Here is a 20,236-nt window from a genome sequence, read left to right as displayed (position 1 = left end):
CTCCCGCAGAGGCATGACCATAGGGCGTCCGGGACGGCGGCACCAGAAGCGTGCGAGGCCGTACTCAGCCGATTTCTGCGCCGCCGGAGCAGGCCGCTCGGTCCAGTGCCAGGTCGGCCGTCGCACAGCCGCAACCGCGCCGGTTCGTCACTCCCGCATGCGGGATCTGAGCGCGCAGTGCGCTGCCCACCGGGTCGGAACCGGCGAGCAGCGCGTTCAGCGTCTCCGGGGCGTCCGGCGTGAGGGGCTCAGCCATCGGCCTGCGCGACCCCGATCGGGCAGGACAGGCCCGTGCCGCCGATGCCGCAGTAGCCCGCCGGGTTCTTGTCCAGGTACTGCTGGTGGTGGGCCTCCGCCGGGTAGAAGGGGCGGGTCCCGTCGGCCGGGAGGACGGTGGTGGTGATCCCGCCGCGGCCGGAGGCCGTCAGGACCTTCTGGTAGGCCTCGCGGGACGCCTCGGCCGCGGCCGCCTGCCCGGGGGAGTGGGTGTAGACCGCCGAGCGGTACTGGGTGCCGACGTCGTTGCCCTGGCGGAAGCCCTGGGTGGGGTCGTGGGACTCCCAGAAGAGCTTCAGGAGCGCCCCGTACGACACCTTCGACGGGTCGAAGACGACGCGGACGACCTCGGCGTGTCCGGTCAGGCCGGAGCAGACCTCCTCGTACGCCGGGTTCGGCGTGTGGCCGCCCTGGTAGCCCACGAGGGTCGTCCAGACGCCCCCGGTCCGCCAGAACGTGCGCTCGGCCCCCCAGAAGCAGCCCAGCGCGAAGTCGGCGACCTCCAGGCCCTCCGGGTAGGGGCCGAGGAGCGGGTTGCCGAGGACGGTGTGGCGCTCGGGCACGGAGAACTCCGGCTCGGGGCGGCCGCGCAGGGCCTGCTCGGGAGTGGGGAGGACGGGGGTGCGGGAAGGGAACACGCGGCATCTCTCCTCGACGGTCGGCAGCAGTGCCAACCTCGACGGTCGGCAGCAGTGCCAACAGCCCGGGCCCGGGGCCTGATTCCCCGGGTCCGTCAGCCCGGCAGCGTCGCCGGACTGCCGCCGTTCGCCTCGTAGCCCGCGACCGCCAGGTTCCGGAAGACCGTGAACTCCGCTGCCGGATCGCCGCTCAGCGTCCACGGGACCGCGCCCACGTGCCCGTCGACCCGCACCAGCTGGTGCATGGCCTCCGCCCAGCGCTCCGAGCGGACGAGGAACCAGACCAGCAGATGGCGGACGTGCGCGAGCATCGGGTCGTCGGGGTGGGCCGAGTGGACCGCGTACAGCGCGCCGTCCATCGCCTTGGACACCACCGCCGTGCGCCAGAAGTCCTGCACGAGCACCACCTCCGGCACGTGCTCGAACACCGCGAACAGCGGCAGCGCGGCGAGCAGCGACCCCCGGGGCGCGCGCGCCGCGGCCGTCGTCGCGAAGTGGTCGGCCTCCTCGCGCGAACCGTGCCACTTCTCGCACCAGTAGTGCAGGGCCGCCAGGTGCGCCCCCATGTGCTGCGGCGCGCGGTCGATCACCTTCGCCCACACCTGGTCGAACTGCTCGTGCCCGTAACCGAGTCCGCGCGCCACCGCGAGCCGCGTGACGTACGGCACCGGGTCGGCGGGGGCGAGCAGCGCCGCCTCCTCGGTGACCTTCAGCGCCTCCTCCAGGATGATCCGGAAGTCGTCCGTACCGGCCGTCGAGGAGCGCCAGGCCTGCTGCACCAGGAACTCGCCGTGCACGGCCGCGCCGCCCGCGTCCTCCGGCGCCTCCGCCCGCCAGGTCCGCAGCCACGCGCCGCCGACGCCGGGCCGCTCCCGGAGCTCCAGGGAGGCCGCGCCCGCGAAGGCCTGCACGCGCTGCCAGCGCACCTCGCCCTCCGCGCCGGTGGCGGCGAGCAGCCGCGAGGCCGGCCGCCAGTCCTGGGTGGCCTGGACGACGTCGAGGACGTGCAGGAGCTCCTCGTCGGCGCCCGGCAGCCGCACGTCCTGCTCCTCCTGCCGCACGAAGCCGTACGCCTCCGGGTCCGCCGCGTCCGGCGCCCCCGGTGCGACCTGCCGGATCCCTCCGCCGCCCCGGCGGCGCAGCACGTAGGGACCGAGGACGCCGAACAGCAGCCCGAGCGCGATCAGGAACCAGAGAATGTCCATGTGTCCATTGTCCAGGACACCCGGTGAGACGATCTGAGCGGTGGGAGGCGTACGGGACTACGCTCCTGACCCATGAGCGACCAGCACTCCCATCAGAGCTTCGAGACCCGCGCGATCCACGCGGGCAACACCGCAGACCCGCTGACCGGCGCGGTCGTCCCGCCCATCTACCAGGTGTCCACCTACAAGCAGGACGGCGTGGGCGGGCTGCGCGGCGGTTACGAGTACAGCCGCAGCGCCAACCCCACGCGCACCGCCCTGGAGGAGAACCTCGCGGCCCTGGAAGGCGGCCGCCGCGGCCTCGCCTTCGCCTCGGGCCTCGCCGCCGAGGACTGCCTGCTGCGCGCGCTCCTCGCGCCCGGCGACCACGTGGTCATCCCGAACGACGCCTACGGCGGCACCTTCCGGCTCTTCGCCAAGGTCGTGCAGCGCTGGGGCGTGGACTTCTCCGTCGCGAACACCTCCGACATCGAGTCGGTGCGCGGTGCGGTCAACGACCGCACGAAGCTGATCTGGGTCGAGACCCCGTCGAACCCGCTCCTCGGCATCACCGACATCGAGGCCGTCGCCGGCGTCGCCCGCCAGGCCGGCGTGAAGCTCGTCGTCGACAACACCTTCGCCTCGCCGTACCTCCAGCAGCCGCTGGCGCTCGGCGCGGACGTCGTCGTGCACTCGCTCACCAAGTACATGGGCGGCCACTCCGACGTCGTCGGCGGCGCCCTGGTGACCGCGGACGAGGCGCTGGGCGAGGAGCTCGCCTACCACCAGAACGCGATGGGTGCGGTCGCCGGTCCCTTCGACTCGTGGATCGTGCTGCGCGGCATCAAGACCCTCGCCGTGCGCATGGACCGCCACAGCGAGAACGCGACGAAGATCGCCGAGATGCTGACCCAGCACCCGAAGGTCACCCAGGTCCTCTACCCGGGGCTCCCGGAGCACCCGGGGCACGAGGTCGCGGCCAAGCAGATGCGGGCCTTCGGCGGCATGATCTCCTTCCGCGTGGAGGGCGGCGAGGACGCGGCCGTCGAGGTCTGCAACCGCGCGCAGCTCTTCACCCTCGGTGAGTCGCTGGGCGGCGTCGAGTCCCTCATCGAGCACCCGGGCCGCATGACCCACGCCTCCGTCGCGGGCTCCCTCCTGGAGGTCCCGGCCGACCTGGTCCGCATCTCGGTGGGCATCGAGAACGTCGACGACCTGCTCGCCGACCTGCGTCAGGCGCTGGGCTAGCGGGACCCGTGGTGACGGCCGGGGCGCCCGGCCGTCACCAGCCCTCCAGCGGCGGTGTCGTCTCCGCCGGCGGGACCTCCCAGGGGTGGGCCGCCGACGCCCACACGACGAGGACGAGCACGGCGACCGCCCCCAGGGCCCACAGCACGCGCCGGACCCGCCGGGCGTGGTGGAGCCGCCGGGCCCCGCGCGCGGCGGCCCGCAGCGCGAGGTCGCCGGGGACCGGCGGGTGCGCCGTGTCGAGCAGCCGCCGCACCGCCGCCTCCCTGTCCTCGTACCGGCTCATGCCGCGGCCCGGGCGGCGGCTCCGAGCGCGGCGACCGAGCGGGCGCACACCGCGCGGACACGGGCCTCTGAGAGGCCCAGGAGGGCCGCGACCTGCTCCTCCGCGACCCCCTCGTACAGCCGCAGGACGACGACGAGCCGCTCCTGCGGGGAGAGCGCGGCGAGCACCCCGCCCCGCCCGCCGTGGTGGCGCCGGGCGGTGCGGGCGAAGCGGGCGGCGAGCTCGCGGCGCGCGAGGTCGTACGGGTCCTCGTCCCGCAGCCGGTCCCACACCGCGTACACCTGCGCGAGGGCGGCGGTCAGCAGGGCCTGGGCGTACGGGTTGCGGGCGCGGGTCTCGGCGGTGAGCAGCGTCGCGGCGTGCAGCAGCCGCCCCGCCGCCCCGGCCACGAACGACTCGAACTCCCGTGTGCGGTGGGCGTGTTCGGCGCCCCGTCCGCGCTGCTGCTCTCGCACCTCCTCATCTGAGGACAGCGCGGGTGCGGGGTCAAGAGGTCTGCGCGGACTCGGTCCCGGCGGGCGCGTGGCCCGCGTGCGCCGACTGCCGTGCGGACAGGGCGGTGTTGAAGCGGGTGAGCAGGGTGCAGAAGGACTCCCGCTCGTCCGGGGTCCAGCCCTCCGTGACCTCGACCATCAGCTGCCGGCGCGAGGAGCGGACCTCCTCCAGGCGCGCGAGGCCGCGCGGCGAGAGCTGGAGGACGACCGCCCGCCCGTCCTCCGGGTGCGAGGTCCGCTTCACCAGGCCGGTGTCGACGAGCGGGGCGACCTGGCGGGTCACGGTGGACGAGTCGATCCCCATGCCCGCCGCGAGTGCCTTCACCCCCATCGGACCTTCCTGGTCGAGGCGGTTGAGGAGCAGGTAGGCCGCGCGGTCCATGGAGTTGCGGAGCTGGCCGGTGCCGCCGAGGCGGGTCTGCTCGGCACGGCGGGCGAAGACGGCCACCTGGTGCTGGAGGGCATCGAGGAGACCGGGGTCGAGCGCAGTCGTCATGTCCTGAGAATTGGGCATGGCCGTGGGTCTCTCTCGTGCGGGGGTGGTCGGTCGGTGGGGGACAGAGTACGCGGCCCCACCGGGGTCCGTACCGGCGCTGCGCAAACCCGTTCGGAGACCCGGCCGCCGGGCGGCCACGGGGGTCGTGAGCTGCGAGACTTGCTGTCATGAGCTTCCGTACGCCAGACCCCTTGCACCGGCTGATGCTCGACGACGTGCGAGGGGCGCAGAAGATGCTGGCCGGGGTGGCCAGGATGACGGCGATGGAGGGCAGCCGACACCTGTCCTCGCTGGTGGGAGCCCCGGTCCACCTCAAGTGCGAGAACCTCCAGCGGACCGGCTCCTTCAAACTGCGCGGGGCGTACGTGCGGATCGCCGGGCTGCGGCCCGAGGAGCGGGCGGCCGGGGTGGTCGCGGCCTCCGCGGGCAACCACGCGCAGGGCGTCGCGCTCGCCTCGAAACTGCTCGGGGTGCACGCCACCGTCTTCATGCCGGTCGGCGCCCCGCTGCCGAAGGTCGCGGCGACCCGGGAGTACGGCGCCGAGGTACGGATGCACGGCCACGTCGTCGACGAGACGCTCGCGGCGGCGGAGGAGTACGCCCGCGAGACCGGCGCGGTCTTCATCCACCCCTTCGACCACCCCGACGTCATCGCCGGGCAGGGCACGGTCGGCCTGGAGGTCCTGGAGCAGTGCCCCGAGGTGCGGACGGTCCTCGTCGGCATCGGCGGCGGCGGGCTCGCGGCCGGCATCGGCCTCGCGGTGAAGTCGGTGCGCCCGGACGTGAAGGTGATCGGCGTCCAGGCGGAGGGCGCCGCCGCCTATCCGCCCTCGCTGGCCGCCGGGTACCCCGTGGTGGTCGACTCGCCGGTGACGATGGCGGACGGGATCAAGGTCGGACGCCCGGGCGACGTGCCGTTCGCCCTGGTCCGGGAGTACGTGGACGAGGTCCGCACGGTCTCCGAGGACGCGCTCTCCTCGGCGCTGCTGCTCTGCCTGGAGCGGGCGAAGCTCGTGGTCGAACCGGCCGGCGCGAGCCCGGTGGCGGCCCTGCTCACCGACCCGGAGTCCTTCCGGGGGCCGGTCGTCGCGGTCCTCTCCGGCGGGAACGTCGACCCCCTGCTGCTCCAGCGGATCCTGCGGCACGGCATGGCCGCCGGCGGCCGCTACCTGAGCCTGCGGCTGCGCGTCACCGACCGGCCGGGGGCGCTCGCGACCCTCCTCGCCGTCCTGACGGTGGTCGACGCGAACGTCCTGGACGTGAGCCACGTACGGACCGATCCGCGCCTCGGACTGACGGAGGCGGAGGTCGAGCTGCACCTGGAGACGAAGGGCCCGGCGCACTGCCGGGAGGTGGAGGAGGCGCTGCGGGAGGCCGGGTACACGGTGCTCGGCTGACGTCCGCGCGCACGCCCCCTCCGGAGCCCGTCCCGGAGACCCCCGCGTCCCGGCCCCGCCGACCGCCCCGCGCCCCGCCGGTCCGTGTGGCCCGGGTCACGGACTCACCGGGCGAGGGCCTGCCCGGAAACCTAGGATCGGTAGGGAATGCCCGAATCTCCCTGGGAGAATCCACATGCCAGGCGCGATATACGCCGAGGGTCTGGTGAAGGCCTTCGGGGACGTACGAGCTCTGGACGGGGTGGACCTCGACGTGCCGGAGGGCACGGTCCTCGGTCTGCTCGGCCCGAACGGCGCGGGGAAGACGACCGCCGTGCGGATCCTGACGACCCTGATCAGACCCGACAGGGGAAGAGCCGTCGTCGCCGGGATCGACGTCCTCAAACACCCCAACGAGGTCCGCCGCTCGATCGGGCTCTCCGGCCAGTTCGCAGCCGTCGACGAGTACCTCACCGGCCGTGAGAACCTCCAGATGGTCGGGCAGCTCTACCAGATGAAGGCGAAGGCGGCGAAGGCGCGGGCCGCCGAGCTGCTCGAACGGTTCCACCTCGCCGACGCCGCCGACCGGCAGGCCAAGACGTACTCCGGCGGCATGCGCCGCCGCCTCGACCTCGCGGCGGCCCTCGTCGTCTCCCCGCCGGTCATGTTCATGGACGAGCCGACCACCGGCCTCGACCCGCGCAACCGGCAGGAGCTCTGGGACGTCATCAAGGAGCTCGTCGCCGGCGGTACGACCCTGCTCCTCACCACCCAGTACCTGGAGGAGGCCGACCACCTCGCCCACGACATCTGCGTCGTCGACCACGGCCGGGCCATCGCCCGCGGCACCTCCGACCAGCTCAAGGCCCAGACCGGCGGCGAGCGCGTCGAGGTCGTCGTGCACGAGCCGGAGATGATCGCCGACGCCCGGGACGTCCTCGCCCGCTACGGCGTCGCGGGGATCGGCCACGGCGAGGTGTCCGTCGAGGACCACGTCCGCAAGCTCACCGTCCCCGTCACCGGCGGCGCCAAGCTGCTCGCCGAGGTCATCCGCGACCTGGACGCCGTCGGCGTCGAGATCGACGACATCGGGCTGCGCCGCCCGACCCTCGACGACGTCTTCATCTCCCTCACCGGCCACGCCGCCGACCGGGACGCGGAGGAGGGCGGGCACGAGCCGGCGGCCGAAGGCCGGAAGGAGGCCGTGAAGTGACCACCGCCCCGGGGTCGGCCGACGGGCTGACCGCCCCGCGCCCGCGCGGGGGGATCGTCCAGTCCGTCGGCGACTCGCTCGTGATCGCGCGCCGCAACCTGATCAGGATGTCCCGGATCCCCGAGATGGTCGTCTTCGGGCTCATCCAGCCGATCATGTTCGTGGTGCTGTTCAGCTACGTCTTCGGCGGCTCGATGCAGATCGGCGACTCGACCTCCCCGGCCGTCTACCGCGAGTTCCTGATGGCCGGCATCTTCGCCCAGACCGTCACCTTCGCCACGGCCGGAGCGGGCGCGGGCATCGCCGACGACATGCACAAGGGCCTGATCGACCGCTTCCGCTCCCTGCCGATGGCCCGCGGCGCGGTCCTCACCGGCCGCACGCTCGCCGACCTGGTCCAGACGACGCTCACCCTCGTCGTCCTCGCGATCGTCGCCCTGCTGGTCGGCTGGCGCATCCACGAGGGCGTCCCCAAGGCACTGGGCGCCTTCGTCCTCCTGCTGCTCCTCGGCTACGCCTTCTCCTGGATCGGGGCGCTGATCGGCCTCTCGGTCCGCACCCCGGAAGCGGCGACCTCGGGCGGGCTGATCTGGCTCTTCCCGGTCACGTTCATCTCGAACGCGTTCGTGGACTCCGACAACATGCCCTCCTGGCTGCAGCCCATCGCCGAGTGGAACCCGTTCAGCGCGACCGTCCAGGCCTGCCGCGAGCTCTTCGGCAACCCCGGCGTTTCGACCTCCGACGCGTGGCCGATGCAACACGCGGTGTGGGCGTCGCTCCTCTGGTCGGTCCTGATCATCGCGGTCTTCCGGACGCTCTCGGTCCGCAAGTACCGCTCGGCGACGGCGTGACCCCCGCGGCCCCCGGCCGCCGGGCACGACGAAGGGCCGGCCCCCGCGGGGGCCGGCCCTTCGCTCACGGAGTGCGGCTCAGCCGGTGTACGGCTTCGCGCTGAGGATCTTCACCGTGGCCTTCTTGCCGTTCGGCAGCTCGTACTCCGCGTCGTCGCCGGCCTTCTTGCCGTTGACGCCGACGCCGAGCGGCGACTGCGGCGAGTAGGTCTCGATGTCACCGCTCGCGTACTCGCGGGAGGCGAGCAGGAAGGTCATCGTGTCGTCCTCGTCGCCGTCGAAGGCGATCGTGACGACCATGCCGGGCTCGACGACGCCGTCGTCCGCCGGCGCCTCGCCGACCTTGGCGTGCTGGAGCAGCTGGGTGAGCTGGCGGACCCGGAGCTCCTGCTTGCCCTGCTCCTCCTTGGCCGCGTGGTACCCGCCGTTCTCGCGCAGGTCGCCCTCTTCGCGCGCCGCGGCGATCTTGGCGGCGATCTCGGTACGCGCGGGACCAGACAGGTACTCAAGCTCGTCCTTGAGCTTGTTGTACGCCTCCTGGGTGAGCCAGGTGACGTTGTCGCTGGTCTGGGTCACAGGTGCTCCTCGTAGGTACTGGGAATACAAAGCATCGCCCTACACGGAAAAGCGGTGCTGTCCCGGGTGGGCGAAACCACGAGCCTAACAATGAGTGGCGAAAAGCGGGAGGACATAAACCACAAGGATGGTGTCTGCCCAGGTCACCGCGGTGACTCGCCGGGACTCGTCACCCCGTCCCTACCCACCGCTACCGCGCCGTACACCCGATGAGTTCGGCGCTCGTCGCGCGGGCGGTCGTACGGAGCGAGAAGACGCGGTCGACCCGGCTCGCGGCGTCGTCGATCCGGACGTCCTTGCGGGCCACCTCGGCCCCGTCCTCGGAGCGCGAGCGCAGCGTGCAGACGCCCTTGACGCCCTCGTCCTTGCGGATCTCCAGGTGCACCTGGACCTCGCCGGCGCTCACCACGTCGAACTTGATCAACTCGGCGCTGATCTTGTTGTCCACGACGTAGTGCCAGCCGAACCAGCCCATCATGCCGAGGAAGAGGACCCCGAGCACCGCCCCGGTGACCCTGAGCCCGCGGTCGGCCCGCTCGTCCGCGGAGCGCCCGTAGCGTCCCTCGGGCAGCTGCTCTCGCACCGCGCTCATGGGTGATCCTCTCGAAGCCGGGGGTGGCGGAATTTTCACTCCCCCGATTCCGTCACTATAGAGACCACGCTCCGCGTCGAATCACTGAGGATCGAGTCTTGACTGAGCAGCTGCGACTGATGGCCGTTCACGCCCACCCCGACGACGAGTCGAGCAAGGGTGCGGCCACGATGGCCAAGTACGTGTCCGAGGGGGTGGACGTCCTGGTGGTGACGTGCACGGGCGGCGAGCGCGGCTCGGTCCTGAACCCCAAGCTTCAGGACGACCCCTACATCGAGGCGAACATCCACGAGGTGCGCCGCAAGGAGATGGACGAGGCCCGCGAGATCCTCGGCGTCTCCCAGGAATGGCTCGGATTCGTCGACTCGGGCCTCCCCGAGGGAGACCCGCTGCCCCCGCTCCCCGAGGGCTGCTTCGCCCTGGAGGACGTCGACACGGCGGCCGGGGAACTGGTCCGCAAGATCCGCTCCTTCCGTCCGCAGGTCGTCACGACCTACGACGAGAACGGCGGATACCCGCACCCCGACCACATCATGACCCACAAGATCACGATGGTGGCCTTCGACGGCGCGGCCGACGCGGAGAAGTACCCCGAGGACGAGTTCGGTCCGGTCTGGCAGCCCCTGAAGCTCTACTACAACCAGGGCTTCAACCGCCCCCGCACCGAGGCCCTGCACGAGGCCCTCCTGGCGCGCGGCCTGGAGTCGCCGTACGGGGACTGGCTGAAGCGCTGGGACGAGTTCGGCGGCAAGGCGCGCAACCTCACCACGTACGTCCCCTGCGCGGACTTCTTCGAGACCCGCGACAAGGCCCTGATCGCCCACCGCACCCAGATCGACCCCGACGGCGGCTGGTTCCGGGTCCCGATGGAGATCCAGAAGGAGGTCTGGCCGACGGAGGAGTACGAGCTCAGCAAGGCGCTGGTCCCGACCTCCCTCCCCGAGGAAGATCTCTTCGCGGGCATCCGCGACAATGCCTGACATGAGCGCACACCTGGCACTGACCCAGCTTGTCCCCTTCGCCGCCGAAGAGCTGGACAAGAACAAGGTGACCCCCGGCGTCCTCGGCTTCGTCGTCTTCGCGGTCCTGGCCCTCGCGGTCTGGCTGCTGATGAAGTCGATGAACCGCCACATGGGCAAGATCTCCTTCGAGGAGACCCCGGACCCGGCGACGGCCGGGAAGACCCCGGCGAAGCAGACCGCCACCCGGGGCGAGTGACCACCCGCCCCCGGGCCGTACCGCCGAGGTACGGCCCGGGGGCGGCCCCGCCCCGAGGGGCCGCGCCGCGCCGCGCCGCCGTCCCGGGCCGCGGCGCGGCGGCGTCGCGCGCATCGGCGCGGGGGAGCGGGGAAAGCGGGAGACCGCTGCGGCAGGACGGATCCATGGCGAACCGACTGGCCCATGAGACCTCCCCGTACCTCCTGCAGCACGCCGACAACCCGGTCGACTGGTGGCCGCGGTCGGCCGGGGCCTTCGAGGAGGCCCGGCGCCGCGACGTCCCCGTCCTGCTCGGCGTCGGGTACTCCAGCTGCCACTGATGTCAGTGAACTCGGGCGGCGGCTCCATCCGGGTACCCTTCCCCGGCCGCCGCCTCAAGGGGGGGCAGCGCCGGCACAACAGCACGCACGCCAAGGTGCGCTGCCTCGGCGAGCGGGCCTGGCCACCCTGAAGGGCCGGCGCCTCCTGCGAAAGCTCCGCTGCAGCACCAACCGCATCACCGCGATCGTCCAGGCCGTCCCCGTCCTTCATCACGCCTCAGCGTGAGGTGGGAAAAGGCTCACTGTCGTGGAGGCGTCTCCAACAGCAGGCCCGGGACCGTCGCGAGCCTGGGAACGATCGGCTCATGAAGAATCGCGATGCGGCCGTTAACGGTCGGGCGTTGGAAACGGCGCGGCTTCTCCGTCCTCCAGGACAGCGAGATCGACCGTGAGGGAGAAAGGTACGGCGGCCTTCACCGTGCCCGTGAACATCTCGCCGTCCCTGTAAGCCCCGGTGGCGGGATCGAGAACGTACGTGTAGACGATCGGGACCCCGGTGGCGGCCTGCTCGGCCCGCCAGTAGAAGGGGATGCCGGCCTTGGCGTACTGGTCCACCTTCACGATCCGGTCCGTGGTCTCCGAGCCGGGCGACACGACCTCGACGGCCAGGAGCACGTGCTCGGGGCGGGTGGGCGTGAGGTCGATGGTTTCCGCCCGGTAGACGATGACGTCCGGACGGCGGTTGGTGAGCGGAACGTCCTGCAGGCGGACGTCGAAGCCCGTGTCGGCGTTCCAGTCCGGGCCCGCGGCGGCGTCCAGGGCGTTGGCCAGGATGCGGGCCAGCCGGTTGTGCCGCTTCGAGGCGCTCGGGCTCACGACGACCATCCCGTCCACGATCTCGATGCCGGCGCACTGCTCCTCGGACCAGGAGTCGTACTGCTCCGCGCTGATCTGCGAATGCATCCACGCGGGCGCCACCATCTCGGCGGACACGGTGCACCTCCTTCGAGGAGCCTCGGAAGGTCCGGCGCTGCTGCGCCCAGCCTACTGTTCCGAGATGCCGGGTCCCCCGACACCGCGGGAGGAGGAGTCGCCCACCATGCGATGGCTCACCCGTGCAATTCGGCCACGTGAGGTGGGCGCGTCAGGGTTTCACCGGCCGCGCCAGGTGCTGTGAGAGGCTGGGTCGTATGAACCGGTTGGCTGGTACGACCTCGCCTTATCTGCTTCAGCACGCCGACAATCCGGTCGACTGGTGGCCGTGGGGACCCGAGGCGTTCGAGGAAGCGAAACGGCGCGACGTCCCCGTTCTGCTGTCGGTCGGATACTCCGCGTGCCACTGGTGCCACGTCATGGCGCACGAGTCCTTCGAGGACGACACCACCGCCGCCCTGGTCAACGACAACTTCGTCGCCGTCAAGGTCGACCGGGAGGAGCGGCCCGACGTCGACGCCGTCTACATGGAGGCCGTGCAGGCCGCGACCGGCCAGGGCGGCTGGCCGATGACCGTCTTCCTCACCCCGGACGCCGCTCCCTTCTACTTCGGTACGTACTTCCCGCCCGAGCCCCGCCACGGCATGCCCTCCTTCCCGGAGGTCCTCGACGGCGTCCGGGCCGCCTGGGCCGACCGCCGCGGCGAGGTCGACGAGGTCGCGGACCGCATCGTGAAGGACCTCGCGGGCCGCTCCCTCGCCTACGGCGGCGACGGCGTCCCCGGCGAGGAGGAGCTGGCGGGGGCCCTCCTCGCCCTCACCCGCGAGTACGACGCGGCCCGCGGCGGCTTCGGCGGCGCCCCCAAGTTCCCCCCGTCGATGGTCCTGGAGTTCCTGCTCCGCCACCACGCCCGCACGGGCTCCGAGGGCGCCCTCCAGATGGCCGCCGACACCTGCGAGGCGATGGCCCGCGGCGGCATCTACGACCAGCTCGGCGGCGGCTTCGCCCGCTACGCCGTGGACCGCGCCTGGGTGGTCCCGCACTTCGAGAAGATGCTCTACGACAACGCCCTGCTGTGCCGGGTGTACGCACACCTGTGGAAGTCCACGGGCAGCGACCTGGCCCGCCGGGTCGCCCTGGAGACCGCCGACTTCATGGTCCGGGAGCTGCGCACCCCCGAGGGCGGCTTCGCCTCCGCGCTCGACGCCGACTCCGACGACGGCACCGGCAGGCACGTCGAGGGCGCCTACTACGTCTGGACCCCCGAGCAGCTCACCGAGGTCCTCGGCGCGGAGGACGCCGCCCTCGCCGCCGCCCACTACGGCGTCACCGAGGACGGCACCTTCGAGCACGGCAGCTCCGTCCTCCAACTTCCGCGGGAGGCGGGCCCGGCCGACGCCGACCGGACCGCCTCGATCGCGGCCCGGCTCCTCGCCGCCCGCGAGGAGCGCGAGCGCCCCGGCCGCGACGACAAGGTCGTCGCCGCCTGGAACGGCCTGGCGATCGCCGCCCTCGCCGAGACCGGTGCCCTCTTCGACCGCCCCGACCTGGTCGAGCGCGCCACCGAGGCCGCCGACCTCCTCGTCCGCGTCCACATGGACGAGACCGCCCGGCTCACCCGGACGTCCAAGGACGGCCGGGCCGGCACGAACGCGGGGGTCCTGGAGGACTACGCCGACGTCGCCGAGGGCTTCCTCGCCCTCGCCGCCGTCACCGGCGAGGGCACCTGGCTGGAGTTCGCCGGCTTCCTCCTGGACCTCGTCCTCGACCGCTTCACCGCCGAGGGCGGCGCGCTGTACGACACGGCCCACGACGCCGAGGCCCTCATCCGGCGCCCCCAGGACCCCACCGACAACGCCGCCCCGTCGGGTTGGACCGCCGCCGCCGGGGCGCTCCTCTCGTACGCCGCGCACACCGGCTCCGAGGCCCACCGCGCCGCCGCCGCGGACGCCCTCGGCGTGGTCAAGGCCCTCGGTCCGCGCGCGCCCCGGTTCATCGGCTGGGGCCTGGCCGTCGCCGAGGCCCTCCTCGACGGGCCCCGCGAGATCGCCGTCGTCGGCGACCCCGCCGACCCGGCCTTCCGGGAGCTGCGGCGCACCGCGCTGCTGGCCCCCACGCCCGGCGCGGTCCTCGCCACCGGAGCCCCCGGCGGCGAGGAGTTCCCGCTCCTGGCGGACCGGCCCCTGGTGGGCGGGGCGGCCGCCGCGTACGTCTGCCGCCACTTCACCTGCGACGCCCCGGTCACCGACCCGGACGCCCTGCGCGCGAAGCTCTGACCCCCGCGGTCCCGGCCCGGAACGGGAACGGCCCCGCGACCCCTCCGAGGAGGGGCGGCGGGGCCGCACCGCGTACCGGCGTCGGGGCTCAGTGGTTGCCGGCGCCGTTCCCGGACAGGACCGGGATGTCCTCCAGGATGTGCGACAGCGGCTCGTCGCCCTTGGCCTGGGTGGAGTTCTCGGTGCACTGCTGGTTCTGCGGGGACGACAGGACGTTGACGTCCTGGACGGCGATCGGGATGGCGCCGACGAGCGAACCGGCGTTGACCTTGGCCGGCAGGCCGACGCACGGCTTGTTCAGGGAGCCCTGGACGAGCGCGAACTGCGGGCTCATGTTGCCGTGGGTGGAGGAGTTGCCGAACTCCTGGTGCGCGCCGTTGCCCGACAGCGAGGTGGTGCCGCCGTCGTTGGCGATCGCGAGAGCCTGTCCGGCACCCGCCGCCGTCGCGCCGAGGACGGACGCGGCCACGGCAGCCGTCGCCAAGAGCTTCTTCATTGTTCAGGCCTTTCGGGTCTCGGCCCGCTGAGTGGCGGGCCGCGCTGATCAACTGGTCAGCAGCCCGGAGGTTCCGGGAAGTCCACCGGACGGACTACGGGCAGATGAGCGAGGACCCCGGGGCCGGCCGGTACGCGGCCGCCGGGATCGCGCTCGGCGCGACGGCCCCGGCGCCGGGCAGCGACCGGTCCTCGGCCAGCCGTCCGAAGACCTCCGCGGCCCCCTCCTCGTCCCAGGCGACCGTGGACCCGACGCCCGCGATGTCCGGGTTGAAGCCCCGTACGGGCACGGTCGCGAACTCCATGCGCTCCGGGGGCAGGTCCCGCAGGTGCGCGGCGAGCGTCAGAAGCTCCGCCGCGGAGATCCCCCGCTCGGCCGCCGCCGTCCCGCGCAGGGTCGCCGCGAAGGCCCCCAGCAGCTCGCGGTCGTCGAGGATGCCGTCGTGGAGCCGGTGCAGGGTGTTCATCACGAACTGCTGCTGCTTCCGGATGCGGCCGAAGTCCATCTGCCCGTCGGCCTTCCGGGACCGTACGTACTGGAGGGCCTCGCCGCCCGCGACCCGCTTGGTCCCGGGCTGGAGGTCGATGCCGGTGGACGGGTCCGTGAGCGGCTGCTCCGTACAGACCGGGACGCCGCCGTCGACGCGGTCCACGGTGTCCATGAAGCGCCGGAAGTCGATCTCCAGGTAGCGGTGGACGGGCAGTCCGGTCATCGACTCGACGGTCTCCACGGCGAACGCGGAACCGCCCTCCGCCCAGGCGCTGTTGATCTTCGCCTGGTGGGCGGCGTGCGTCCTCCCGGTGCGCCGGTCGCGGTGCCCCTCGGGGAAGGAGGCGAGGGAGTCGCGCGGCAGGCTCACGACCTCGACCCGGTCGTTCGCCGCCGAGACGTGCACGAGCATCATCACGTCCGTGCAGTCGCACTCCTTTCCGCCGAGGTGGAAACGTTCCTTCTCCTCCTCGGTGACGCCCTTGCGGCTGTCGACGCCGACGACGAGCAGGTTCAGCCCCTTCTCGGGGGCCGGGAGGCCGGTGGGGGCGGCGGCGAGGGCGCCGGGGGCGAGGACGGAGAGGGTGGCGAGGGCCGCTGCGGCGAACAACGGACGCCGGGACAGCCGTGGACGCGGGAATTTCATGCCCGCACCGTATTTCGACCCGCTCGCACACAGGTACACGACGCGACATGAACAGGACGAATCACTCTCCTGCGGCGCCTGTGTAATGATGCGGGAATCGCAGCGGAAGGAGCGAAAATGGCGCCGGGCCCCGGAAAATGGGAACGGATGGCCTTCATTCCGAAGAGCCGATATGTGAGCGACCCGCCTCCGGCGGACGACAATCCGGTCCCCGTCTATTCCGCACTGGTCGCGCAGTGGGTGCAGGCGGGGCGGACGGTGCCGGGGATGCCCGACCGGGAGTGGGAGCGCCTGATGGCGACGCCGGTCTGGCCGAACTGGTAGACGAAAGGGGCCGCCCCGGAGGACGGCCCCTGACGTGTGAACGTCGTCGCGCTCAGGCGGTGCGTCAGTGGTTGCCGACGCCGTTGCCCGAGAGGACCGGGATGTCGTCCAGGATGTGCGACAGAGCCTCGTCACCCTTGGCCTGGGTGGAGTTCTCGGTGCACTGCTGGTTCTGCGGGGACGACAGGACGTTGATGTCCTGGACGGCGATCGGGATCAGGCCGACGAGCGAACCGGCGTTGACCTTGGCCGGCAGGCCGACGCACGGCTTGTTCAGGGAGCCCTGGACGAGCGCGAACTGCGGGCTCATGTTGCCGTAGGTGGCGGAGTTGCCAAACTCCTGGTGCGCGCCGTTGCCCGACAGCGAGGTCGTGCCGCCGTCGTCGGCGATGGCGAGGGCGGGGGAGGCCACGGCGGCGGTGGCGCCGACGATGGAGACGGCTGCGGCCGCGGTGGCCATAACCTTCTTGATCACGGGAGTTCCCTTCTAGAACCGGCTCCGTGCAGGGAGCGATCTGATCAACAGGCCCTCGGGCGCGGGGGTTCCGCTGTGTCACCCCCTTGGCGGAGCGTGCGCGGCAGCGCGAAGCACGGACACAGTCGAACGAGTGAAGCGCCGGAACCTAAGCCCGCGACCGCAGTTGATCCCGTCGCATCAATCAGGTCGATTGGTGGGAACAGGAACGGAATCACCGTGATCAAGAAGATTATGGCGGCTGCGGCTGTGACGGCCTCTGTCGTCGGCGCTTCTGCTGCTGCGGCCACCCCGGCGCTCGCCACCGCCGACGACGGCGGCACGACCTCGCTGTCGGGCAACGGCGCGCACCAGTCGTTCGGCAACTCGAAGACCACCGGCGACATGAGCCCGCAGTTCTCGGCCGTCCAGGGCTCGCTGAACAAGCTCTGCCTCGGCGTCCCGGTGAAGGGCAACGTCGGTTCCGTCGTGGGCGTCCTGGTTCCGGTCGCCGTCCAGGACATCAACGTCCTGTCGTCCCCGCAGAACCAGCAGTGCACCGAGAACTCCACCCAGGCCAAGGGCGACGAGCCGCTGTCGCACCTCGTCGACGACATCCCGGTCCTCTCCGGGAACGGCGTCGGCAACAGCTGATCCGTCTCGCGCCCGACGGGGCCGGAGGGGACGAACGCGTTCCCTCCGGCCCCGCCCCGTGCGGGCAATGGAGTGAAACAGAAGGTGTCGGTGTTATTCCGGTTTCCTTTGTGCGGCATGTTCGTTGTGTCGTGTGCAGCGGAAATTCATTCCGCCGAGGAAAGGATCCAGACGAAATGAACTGCAAGAAGGCTGCGGCCGTCGTCGCCGGAATCATCATGGCCATGGGCGTGGCGTCCCCCGCCTTCGCCGACGCGGACGCGACCGGTATCGCCGCCGGCTCGCCGGGCGTCCTCTCCGGGAACGTCGTCCAGGTCCCGATCCACGTCCCGATCAACGTCTGCGGCAACAGCGTGAACGTCATCGCCCTGCTGAACCCGGCCTTCGGCAACACCTGCATCAACGCCTGAGTCCCGGCGCCCGCGTGCACGGAGGGCCGGTCCCGGAGAGCATCCGCTCCCGGGGCCGGTCCTCCGCCATGCCGGGAGCCGTGCCGGGAGCCCACGCCGACGGTCACGCCGCCCGTCACGCCGAGACCGGCGCCCTCCCGCCCGTACGCGGTCGGCCCGGGCTGCCGGTGCCCGCCCGCAGCCGCTGCCGGACCCCCTTCACCAGCCGCCCCGCCGTGTACTCGACGCCGAGGACGAACCGCATCGACGGCCCGTACGAAGGCGCCGTGAGCAGACCGGTGAGGAAGAGGCCCGGCCAGGAGGACTCGAAGAGGCCGCCGACCTCCGGGGCGCCGCCCGCGCCGACCCGGCGCAGCGCCCCGCGCAGTACGGGGGAGAGGACCCCGGCCCGGTCGAGGTTCGGGGCGAAGCCGGTGGCCGCGATCACGTGGTCCGTCTTGAGGACGGTCGTCCCGTCGGGCCCCGCCACGTCGAGCCGGAGCCGCTCGTCCCCGGTCGCCCTCGCCGAGGTGATCCGGTGCCCCAGACGGACGTCGTCGACCGCCGCGAACCGCTCGCGGAGCCACCAGGCGCCCGCCGGACCGAGCGCCCGGTCGAAGATCCGCTCCCGGGTGGCGGCCGGCAGGCGCCGGAAGATCCCGGGAGCGTCCGCGTACAGCTTGTTCCGCCAGCCGCAGCCGAGGCCCGTGTGCGGGGCGCGCAGCGAGGGCCACGGGCCGCGGTCGAGGGCCGGCGGCGGGGCGTTCCAGTCCAGCCGGCCGGCCCGGGCCACGATCCGCACGGCGGCGGCTCCCCGCTCGGCGAGGAGCGCGGCGGTCTCCAGCGCCGCCTGGCCGGCCCCGACGACGGTGACGTCCCGGCCGGCGAAGCCGTCGAGCTCGCCGTGGTGGCTGGAGTGGGTGACGTACCGCCGGGGCAGGCCCCGCAGGGGTTCGGGGAGCTCGACGAACGGCAGGACGCCGACGGCCAGGGCCACCGTCCGGGCGCGCAGCGACTCGCCGTCCTCGGTGCGCAGCTCGAAGCCCCCGGCGGCGGGCGCGACCGAGCCGACGAGCCGCTCGTCGAGGACGGGCACGGCCCGCCGGGCGAACCAGTCGCCGTACGCGGCGAAGAAGCCCACCGGGAGGGGCACGCCGTGCTCGGCGCGGACGCCCCTGGCCGCCGCGTAGGCGTCGAGGCCGTACGTCCCCTCCGGGTCGGAGAGGTGGGAGGCCCAGGGCTCCGACTTCAGGAACATCCCGGAGGGCATGGCGTGCCAGGACTCCATCGAACGGCCGAAGGTCCGCAGGCGCAGTCCGTGGACGGCGGCGTGGGCGGCCACGGACAGGCCGTAGGGCCCGGCCCCGACCACCACCAGGTCGTACATCGACTTCGACATCGTGCCTTCCGCGTTCATCGGTGGGTGAGCTGGTCGACGGAGGTGCGGGCCGCGGGCGCGGTGGCGGTGCCGACCGGGGGCGTGCGGCGGGCCGCGAGCGCCCGGCGCAGCGCGGCGAATGCCTTGCGCAGCAGGTGCGCGAGCCAGGCGCGGCCCATCGCGAGCGCGGGCGCCGGATCGTCGGCCGCGAACCAGGCGCACTCGGTCCGGCCCCGGGCCGCGCCGGGCTCGGGGGCGTACCGGCGGCGCGGGGAGGCGAACAGCGAGAGCGCCGCGTAGTTCTCGACCAGGAACCGGCGGCCGTGCACGGGGGAGAGCGGCGGCACGGGGCGGCCGGTGAGGTCCAGGTGCAGCGCCCGGACCACGTCCAGGCCGTCCGGATCGGTGAAGAGCCGGAACTGGGCGCCGGGCCGGGGGTTGAAGTCGAGCAGGTGGTACGCGCCGGTCGCCCCGTTCACCCGGAAGTCCAGGTCGCACACGCCCCGGTAGCCCAGCGCGGCCAGGAGGTCGCGGGCCGTCCGCTCGACGGTCGGGTTCACCGTCCAGCGGCCGGAGGCCGTGAGCCCCGCCCCGTCCGGCCAGGAGCGCTCCTTGCGCCCGGTCGCCCCCGTCGAGCAGCGGCCCGTGGAGTCCACGTACCCGTGGAAGAACCAGTCGAGGTCCCGGCCCGCCGGCAGCAGCTCCTGGAGCAGCAGCCGGCTGCCGGCCTCCGGGGTGCGGGCGTACAGCTCCCGCACCTCGGCCGGTGAGCGCACGATCGAGGTGCTCCGCAGCCCGCCGCCGGCCGGGAGCAGCCACGGACGGCTCCACTTGGCGACGACCGGAAGGCCGAGCGACCAGGCCATGGCGGCGGCCTCGTCGGCGCCGTCGGGGAGTTCGGTACGGGGGTGGGGCAGGCCCAGGCCCGCGCAGGTCTCGGCGAGCTCCGCCTTGTCCGCGACCCTCAGCAGCTGCTCCTCGGTCTGTTCGGGCAGCAGGAAGCGCGGGACGAGCGCGGAGCGGCGGCGGGCCAGGGCGAGGGCGCTGACGTCGTCCAGCGGCACGGCGAGGACGGGACGTGACGGGTCATCGGTGATCTCGTCCGCGATGCGGGCCAGGAGCTCGGCGAGCTCGGCGGCGGAGTCGGAACCGGGGCGCACGCGGACCGAGCGGAGGTGACGGGAGCGGGCGACCGGACTGGAGCCCGATTCGATGACCGCGTGGACCGGAATTCCCGCCCGCCCCAGCGAACGGGCGGCGCCGAGGGTGCCGTGATGGAAGGGATTCCGGTCGAGCCGCACAAGGACGGCGGGGACGCTGGTGTCGAAACGCTGACGGCGCGGCACGGCATGCCCTTCATCTCGGGTGCCCCAACTGGGCGATGAAATCCTCTAATGGACTACTGATCAAGGGAAGCCGAGCTCACGGTCGGCCTATTAGGAATACTTTCGGAACATCGGATTGACGGATCATCAAATGGCGTACGACG

General features: G+C 72.5%; 24 protein-coding genes and 2 pseudogenes. 12 read left to right on the top strand and 14 right to left on the bottom strand.

Going from position 1 to position 20,236, the window contains the following annotated elements; translation table 11 throughout:
* Positions 1–64 precede the first annotated feature (64 nt).
* The 3 genes from ACZ66Z_RS08035 to ACZ66Z_RS08025 form a co-directional block, all read right to left on the bottom strand.
* Positions 65–256, bottom strand: coding sequence for a hypothetical protein (locus tag ACZ66Z_RS08035; protein WP_469933134.1), 192 nt, complete (start codon positions 254–256; stop codon positions 65–67).
* Positions 249–914 carry a peptide-methionine (S)-S-oxide reductase MsrA gene (gene msrA, locus ACZ66Z_RS08030; RefSeq protein WP_469933133.1) on the bottom strand — a complete coding sequence of 222 codons (666 nt, stop codon included), beginning with the start codon at positions 912–914 and terminating at the stop codon, positions 249–251. The genes ACZ66Z_RS08035 and msrA overlap by 8 nt, the downstream gene beginning before the upstream one ends.
* Before the next feature lie 95 nt (positions 915–1,009).
* Positions 1,010–2,119 (bottom strand): hypothetical protein, encoded by a 1,110-nt coding sequence (locus tag ACZ66Z_RS08025; protein WP_469933132.1) that lies wholly within the window; start codon positions 2,117–2,119, stop codon positions 1,010–1,012.
* Between the two features lie 72 nt (positions 2,120–2,191).
* On the opposite strand from ACZ66Z_RS08025, the gene ACZ66Z_RS08020 reads away from it, so the two are divergent.
* On the top strand, positions 2,192–3,346 hold the full coding sequence (locus tag ACZ66Z_RS08020; protein WP_469933131.1) for a cystathionine gamma-synthase: 1,155 nt from the start codon (positions 2,192–2,194) through the stop codon (positions 3,344–3,346).
* A 34-nt stretch (positions 3,347–3,380) separates the two neighbouring features.
* On the opposite strand, the gene ACZ66Z_RS08015 is transcribed toward ACZ66Z_RS08020, so the two are convergent.
* Genes ACZ66Z_RS08015 through ACZ66Z_RS08005 form a run of 3 tightly spaced genes read right to left on the bottom strand, consistent with a single transcriptional unit; the run spans position 3,381 to position 4,640 of the window.
* Positions 3,381–3,632 (bottom strand): hypothetical protein, encoded by a 252-nt coding sequence (locus ACZ66Z_RS08015; protein ID WP_469933130.1) that lies wholly within the window; start codon positions 3,630–3,632, stop codon positions 3,381–3,383.
* Positions 3,629–4,087 carry a sigma factor-like helix-turn-helix DNA-binding protein gene (locus ACZ66Z_RS08010; RefSeq protein ID WP_469933129.1) on the bottom strand — a complete coding sequence of 153 codons (459 nt, stop codon included), beginning with the start codon at positions 4,085–4,087 and terminating at the stop codon, positions 3,629–3,631. Before ACZ66Z_RS08010 ends, ACZ66Z_RS08015 begins: the two co-directional genes overlap by 4 nt.
* 31 nt (positions 4,088–4,118) lie before the next feature.
* Positions 4,119–4,640, bottom strand: a complete 522-nt coding sequence (locus tag ACZ66Z_RS08005; RefSeq protein ID WP_469933128.1) for a MarR family winged helix-turn-helix transcriptional regulator — start codon at positions 4,638–4,640, stop codon at positions 4,119–4,121.
* Between the two features lie 149 nt (positions 4,641–4,789).
* Here ACZ66Z_RS08005 and ilvA point away from each other — a divergent pair, with 149 nt between their 5' ends.
* From ilvA to ACZ66Z_RS07990, 3 genes are all read left to right on the top strand, one after another.
* Positions 4,790–6,019, top strand: a complete 1,230-nt coding sequence (ilvA, locus tag ACZ66Z_RS08000; protein WP_469933127.1) for a threonine ammonia-lyase — start codon at positions 4,790–4,792, stop codon at positions 6,017–6,019.
* Positions 6,020–6,194: 175 nt separating this feature from the next.
* The gene (locus ACZ66Z_RS07995; protein ID WP_469933126.1) at positions 6,195–7,211 is read left to right on the top strand and encodes an ATP-binding cassette domain-containing protein; all 1,017 of its coding nucleotides are present in this window, start codon (positions 6,195–6,197) and stop codon (positions 7,209–7,211) included.
* 26 nt (positions 7,212–7,237) lie between these two features.
* Positions 7,238–8,062 carry an ABC transporter permease gene (locus tag ACZ66Z_RS07990; RefSeq protein WP_469933203.1) on the top strand — a complete coding sequence of 275 codons (825 nt, stop codon included), beginning with the start codon at positions 7,238–7,240 and terminating at the stop codon, positions 8,060–8,062.
* 78 nt (positions 8,063–8,140) lie between these two features.
* Here ACZ66Z_RS07990 and greA read toward each other — a convergent pair whose 3' ends face one another.
* Complete coding sequence (greA, locus tag ACZ66Z_RS07985) at positions 8,141–8,638, bottom strand: transcription elongation factor GreA (RefSeq protein ID WP_352023790.1); 498 nt, start codon at positions 8,636–8,638, stop codon at positions 8,141–8,143.
* Positions 8,639–8,828: 190 nt separating this feature from the next.
* A complete protein-coding gene (locus ACZ66Z_RS07980; protein WP_469933125.1) occupies positions 8,829–9,230 on the bottom strand; it encodes a DUF4307 domain-containing protein in 402 nt (133 codons plus the stop codon).
* Positions 9,231–9,328: 98 nt separating this feature from the next.
* On the opposite strand from ACZ66Z_RS07980, the gene mca reads away from it, so the two are divergent.
* The 4 genes and pseudogenes from mca to ACZ66Z_RS07960 all read left to right on the top strand — a co-directional run.
* Positions 9,329–10,210 (top strand): mycothiol conjugate amidase Mca, encoded by an 882-nt coding sequence (mca, locus tag ACZ66Z_RS07975; protein WP_469933124.1) that lies wholly within the window; start codon positions 9,329–9,331, stop codon positions 10,208–10,210.
* A gap of 1 nt (position 10,211) precedes the next feature.
* Entirely contained in the window at positions 10,212–10,448 is a 237-nt protein-coding gene (locus ACZ66Z_RS07970) for a hypothetical protein (RefSeq protein WP_469933123.1), read from the top strand.
* A gap of 164 nt (positions 10,449–10,612) precedes the next feature.
* Positions 10,613–10,765: pseudogene (locus ACZ66Z_RS07965) on the top strand (DUF255 domain-containing protein); the annotation flags it as partial.
* A 20-nt stretch (positions 10,766–10,785) separates the two neighbouring features.
* Positions 10,786–10,994, top strand: a pseudogene (locus ACZ66Z_RS07960) (transposase family protein); the annotation flags it as partial.
* Positions 10,995–11,095: 101 nt separating this feature from the next.
* On the opposite strand, the gene ACZ66Z_RS07955 reads toward ACZ66Z_RS07960, so the two are convergent.
* Positions 11,096–11,701: a Uma2 family endonuclease gene (locus ACZ66Z_RS07955; protein ID WP_469933122.1), complete on the bottom strand. Its 606-nt coding sequence runs from the start codon at positions 11,699–11,701 to the stop codon at positions 11,096–11,098.
* A 197-nt stretch (positions 11,702–11,898) separates the two neighbouring features.
* Here ACZ66Z_RS07955 and ACZ66Z_RS07950 point away from each other — a divergent pair, with 197 nt between their 5' ends.
* Positions 11,899–13,917, top strand: coding sequence for a thioredoxin domain-containing protein (locus ACZ66Z_RS07950; protein ID WP_469933121.1), 2,019 nt, complete (start codon positions 11,899–11,901; stop codon positions 13,915–13,917).
* An 88-nt stretch (positions 13,918–14,005) separates the two neighbouring features.
* Here the strand turns inward: ACZ66Z_RS07950 and ACZ66Z_RS07945 are convergent, their stop codons facing one another.
* On the bottom strand, positions 14,006–14,413 hold the full coding sequence (locus ACZ66Z_RS07945) for a rodlin (protein ID WP_469933120.1): 408 nt from the start codon (positions 14,411–14,413) through the stop codon (positions 14,006–14,008).
* 94 nt (positions 14,414–14,507) lie between these two features.
* Positions 14,508–15,548, bottom strand: coding sequence for an LCP family protein (locus ACZ66Z_RS07940; protein WP_469933119.1), 1,041 nt, complete (start codon positions 15,546–15,548; stop codon positions 14,508–14,510).
* A gap of 117 nt (positions 15,549–15,665) precedes the next feature.
* Here ACZ66Z_RS07940 and ACZ66Z_RS07935 point away from each other — a divergent pair, with 117 nt between their 5' ends.
* A complete protein-coding gene (locus ACZ66Z_RS07935) occupies positions 15,666–15,872 on the top strand; it encodes a hypothetical protein (RefSeq protein WP_469933118.1) in 207 nt (68 codons plus the stop codon).
* Positions 15,873–15,936: 64 nt separating this feature from the next.
* Here the strand turns inward: ACZ66Z_RS07935 and ACZ66Z_RS07930 are convergent, their stop codons facing one another.
* Positions 15,937–16,347: a rodlin gene (locus ACZ66Z_RS07930; RefSeq protein WP_469933117.1), complete on the bottom strand. Its 411-nt coding sequence runs from the start codon at positions 16,345–16,347 to the stop codon at positions 15,937–15,939.
* A gap of 219 nt (positions 16,348–16,566) precedes the next feature.
* On the opposite strand from ACZ66Z_RS07930, the gene ACZ66Z_RS07925 reads away from it, so the two are divergent.
* On the top strand, positions 16,567–16,980 hold the full coding sequence (locus ACZ66Z_RS07925) for a rodlin (RefSeq protein ID WP_469933116.1): 414 nt from the start codon (positions 16,567–16,569) through the stop codon (positions 16,978–16,980).
* A gap of 176 nt (positions 16,981–17,156) precedes the next feature.
* The gene (locus ACZ66Z_RS07920; RefSeq protein ID WP_469933115.1) at positions 17,157–17,390 is read left to right on the top strand and encodes a chaplin; all 234 of its coding nucleotides are present in this window, start codon (positions 17,157–17,159) and stop codon (positions 17,388–17,390) included.
* Positions 17,391–17,505: 115 nt separating this feature from the next.
* On the opposite strand, the gene ACZ66Z_RS07915 is transcribed toward ACZ66Z_RS07920, so the two are convergent.
* On the bottom strand, positions 17,506–18,756 hold the full coding sequence (locus ACZ66Z_RS07915) for a SidA/IucD/PvdA family monooxygenase (RefSeq protein ID WP_469933202.1): 1,251 nt from the start codon (positions 18,754–18,756) through the stop codon (positions 17,506–17,508).
* A 26-nt stretch (positions 18,757–18,782) separates the two neighbouring features.
* The gene (locus ACZ66Z_RS07910) at positions 18,783–20,093 is read right to left on the bottom strand and encodes a carboxylate--amine ligase (RefSeq protein WP_469933114.1); all 1,311 of its coding nucleotides are present in this window, start codon (positions 20,091–20,093) and stop codon (positions 18,783–18,785) included.
* Positions 20,094–20,236: the final 143 nt, after the last annotated feature.

Source organism: Streptomyces sp. NPDC107498 (genome assembly GCF_055582805.1).
Note: the sequence above shows the minus strand (reverse complement) of the source record. Positions and strands in the feature narration are given on the sequence as shown.

Bases quoted from the DNA above. Each gene is read 5' to 3' on its own strand.
- ACZ66Z_RS08035 (WP_469933134.1), bottom strand. From the start codon at position 256: ATGGCTGAGCCCCTCACGCCGGACGCCCCGGAGACGCTGAACGCGCTG.
- ACZ66Z_RS08025 (WP_469933132.1), bottom strand. From the start codon at position 2,119: ATGGACATTCTCTGGTTCCTGATCGCGCTCGGGCTGCTGTTCGGCGTC.
- ACZ66Z_RS08020 (WP_469933131.1), top strand. From the start codon at position 2,192: ATGAGCGACCAGCACTCCCATCAGAGCTTCGAGACCCGCGCGATCCAC.
- ACZ66Z_RS08015 (WP_469933130.1), bottom strand. From the start codon at position 3,632: ATGAGCCGGTACGAGGACAGGGAGGCGGCGGTGCGGCGGCTGCTCGAC.
- ACZ66Z_RS08005 (WP_469933128.1), bottom strand. From the start codon at position 4,640: ATGCCCAATTCTCAGGACATGACGACTGCGCTCGACCCCGGTCTCCTC.
- ilvA (WP_469933127.1), top strand. From the start codon at position 4,790: ATGAGCTTCCGTACGCCAGACCCCTTGCACCGGCTGATGCTCGACGAC.
- ACZ66Z_RS07995 (WP_469933126.1), top strand. From the start codon at position 6,195: ATGCCAGGCGCGATATACGCCGAGGGTCTGGTGAAGGCCTTCGGGGAC.
- ACZ66Z_RS07980 (WP_469933125.1), bottom strand. From the start codon at position 9,230: ATGAGCGCGGTGCGAGAGCAGCTGCCCGAGGGACGCTACGGGCGCTCC.
- ACZ66Z_RS07970 (WP_469933123.1), top strand. From the start codon at position 10,212: ATGAGCGCACACCTGGCACTGACCCAGCTTGTCCCCTTCGCCGCCGAA.
- ACZ66Z_RS07950 (WP_469933121.1), top strand. From the start codon at position 11,899: ATGAACCGGTTGGCTGGTACGACCTCGCCTTATCTGCTTCAGCACGCC.
- ACZ66Z_RS07945 (WP_469933120.1), bottom strand. From the start codon at position 14,413: ATGAAGAAGCTCTTGGCGACGGCTGCCGTGGCCGCGTCCGTCCTCGGC.
- ACZ66Z_RS07940 (WP_469933119.1), bottom strand. From the start codon at position 15,548: ATGAAATTCCCGCGTCCACGGCTGTCCCGGCGTCCGTTGTTCGCCGCA.
- ACZ66Z_RS07935 (WP_469933118.1), top strand. From the start codon at position 15,666: ATGGCGCCGGGCCCCGGAAAATGGGAACGGATGGCCTTCATTCCGAAG.
- ACZ66Z_RS07920 (WP_469933115.1), top strand. From the start codon at position 17,157: ATGAACTGCAAGAAGGCTGCGGCCGTCGTCGCCGGAATCATCATGGCC.
- ACZ66Z_RS07915 (WP_469933202.1), bottom strand. From the start codon at position 18,756: ATGTACGACCTGGTGGTGGTCGGGGCCGGGCCCTACGGCCTGTCCGTG.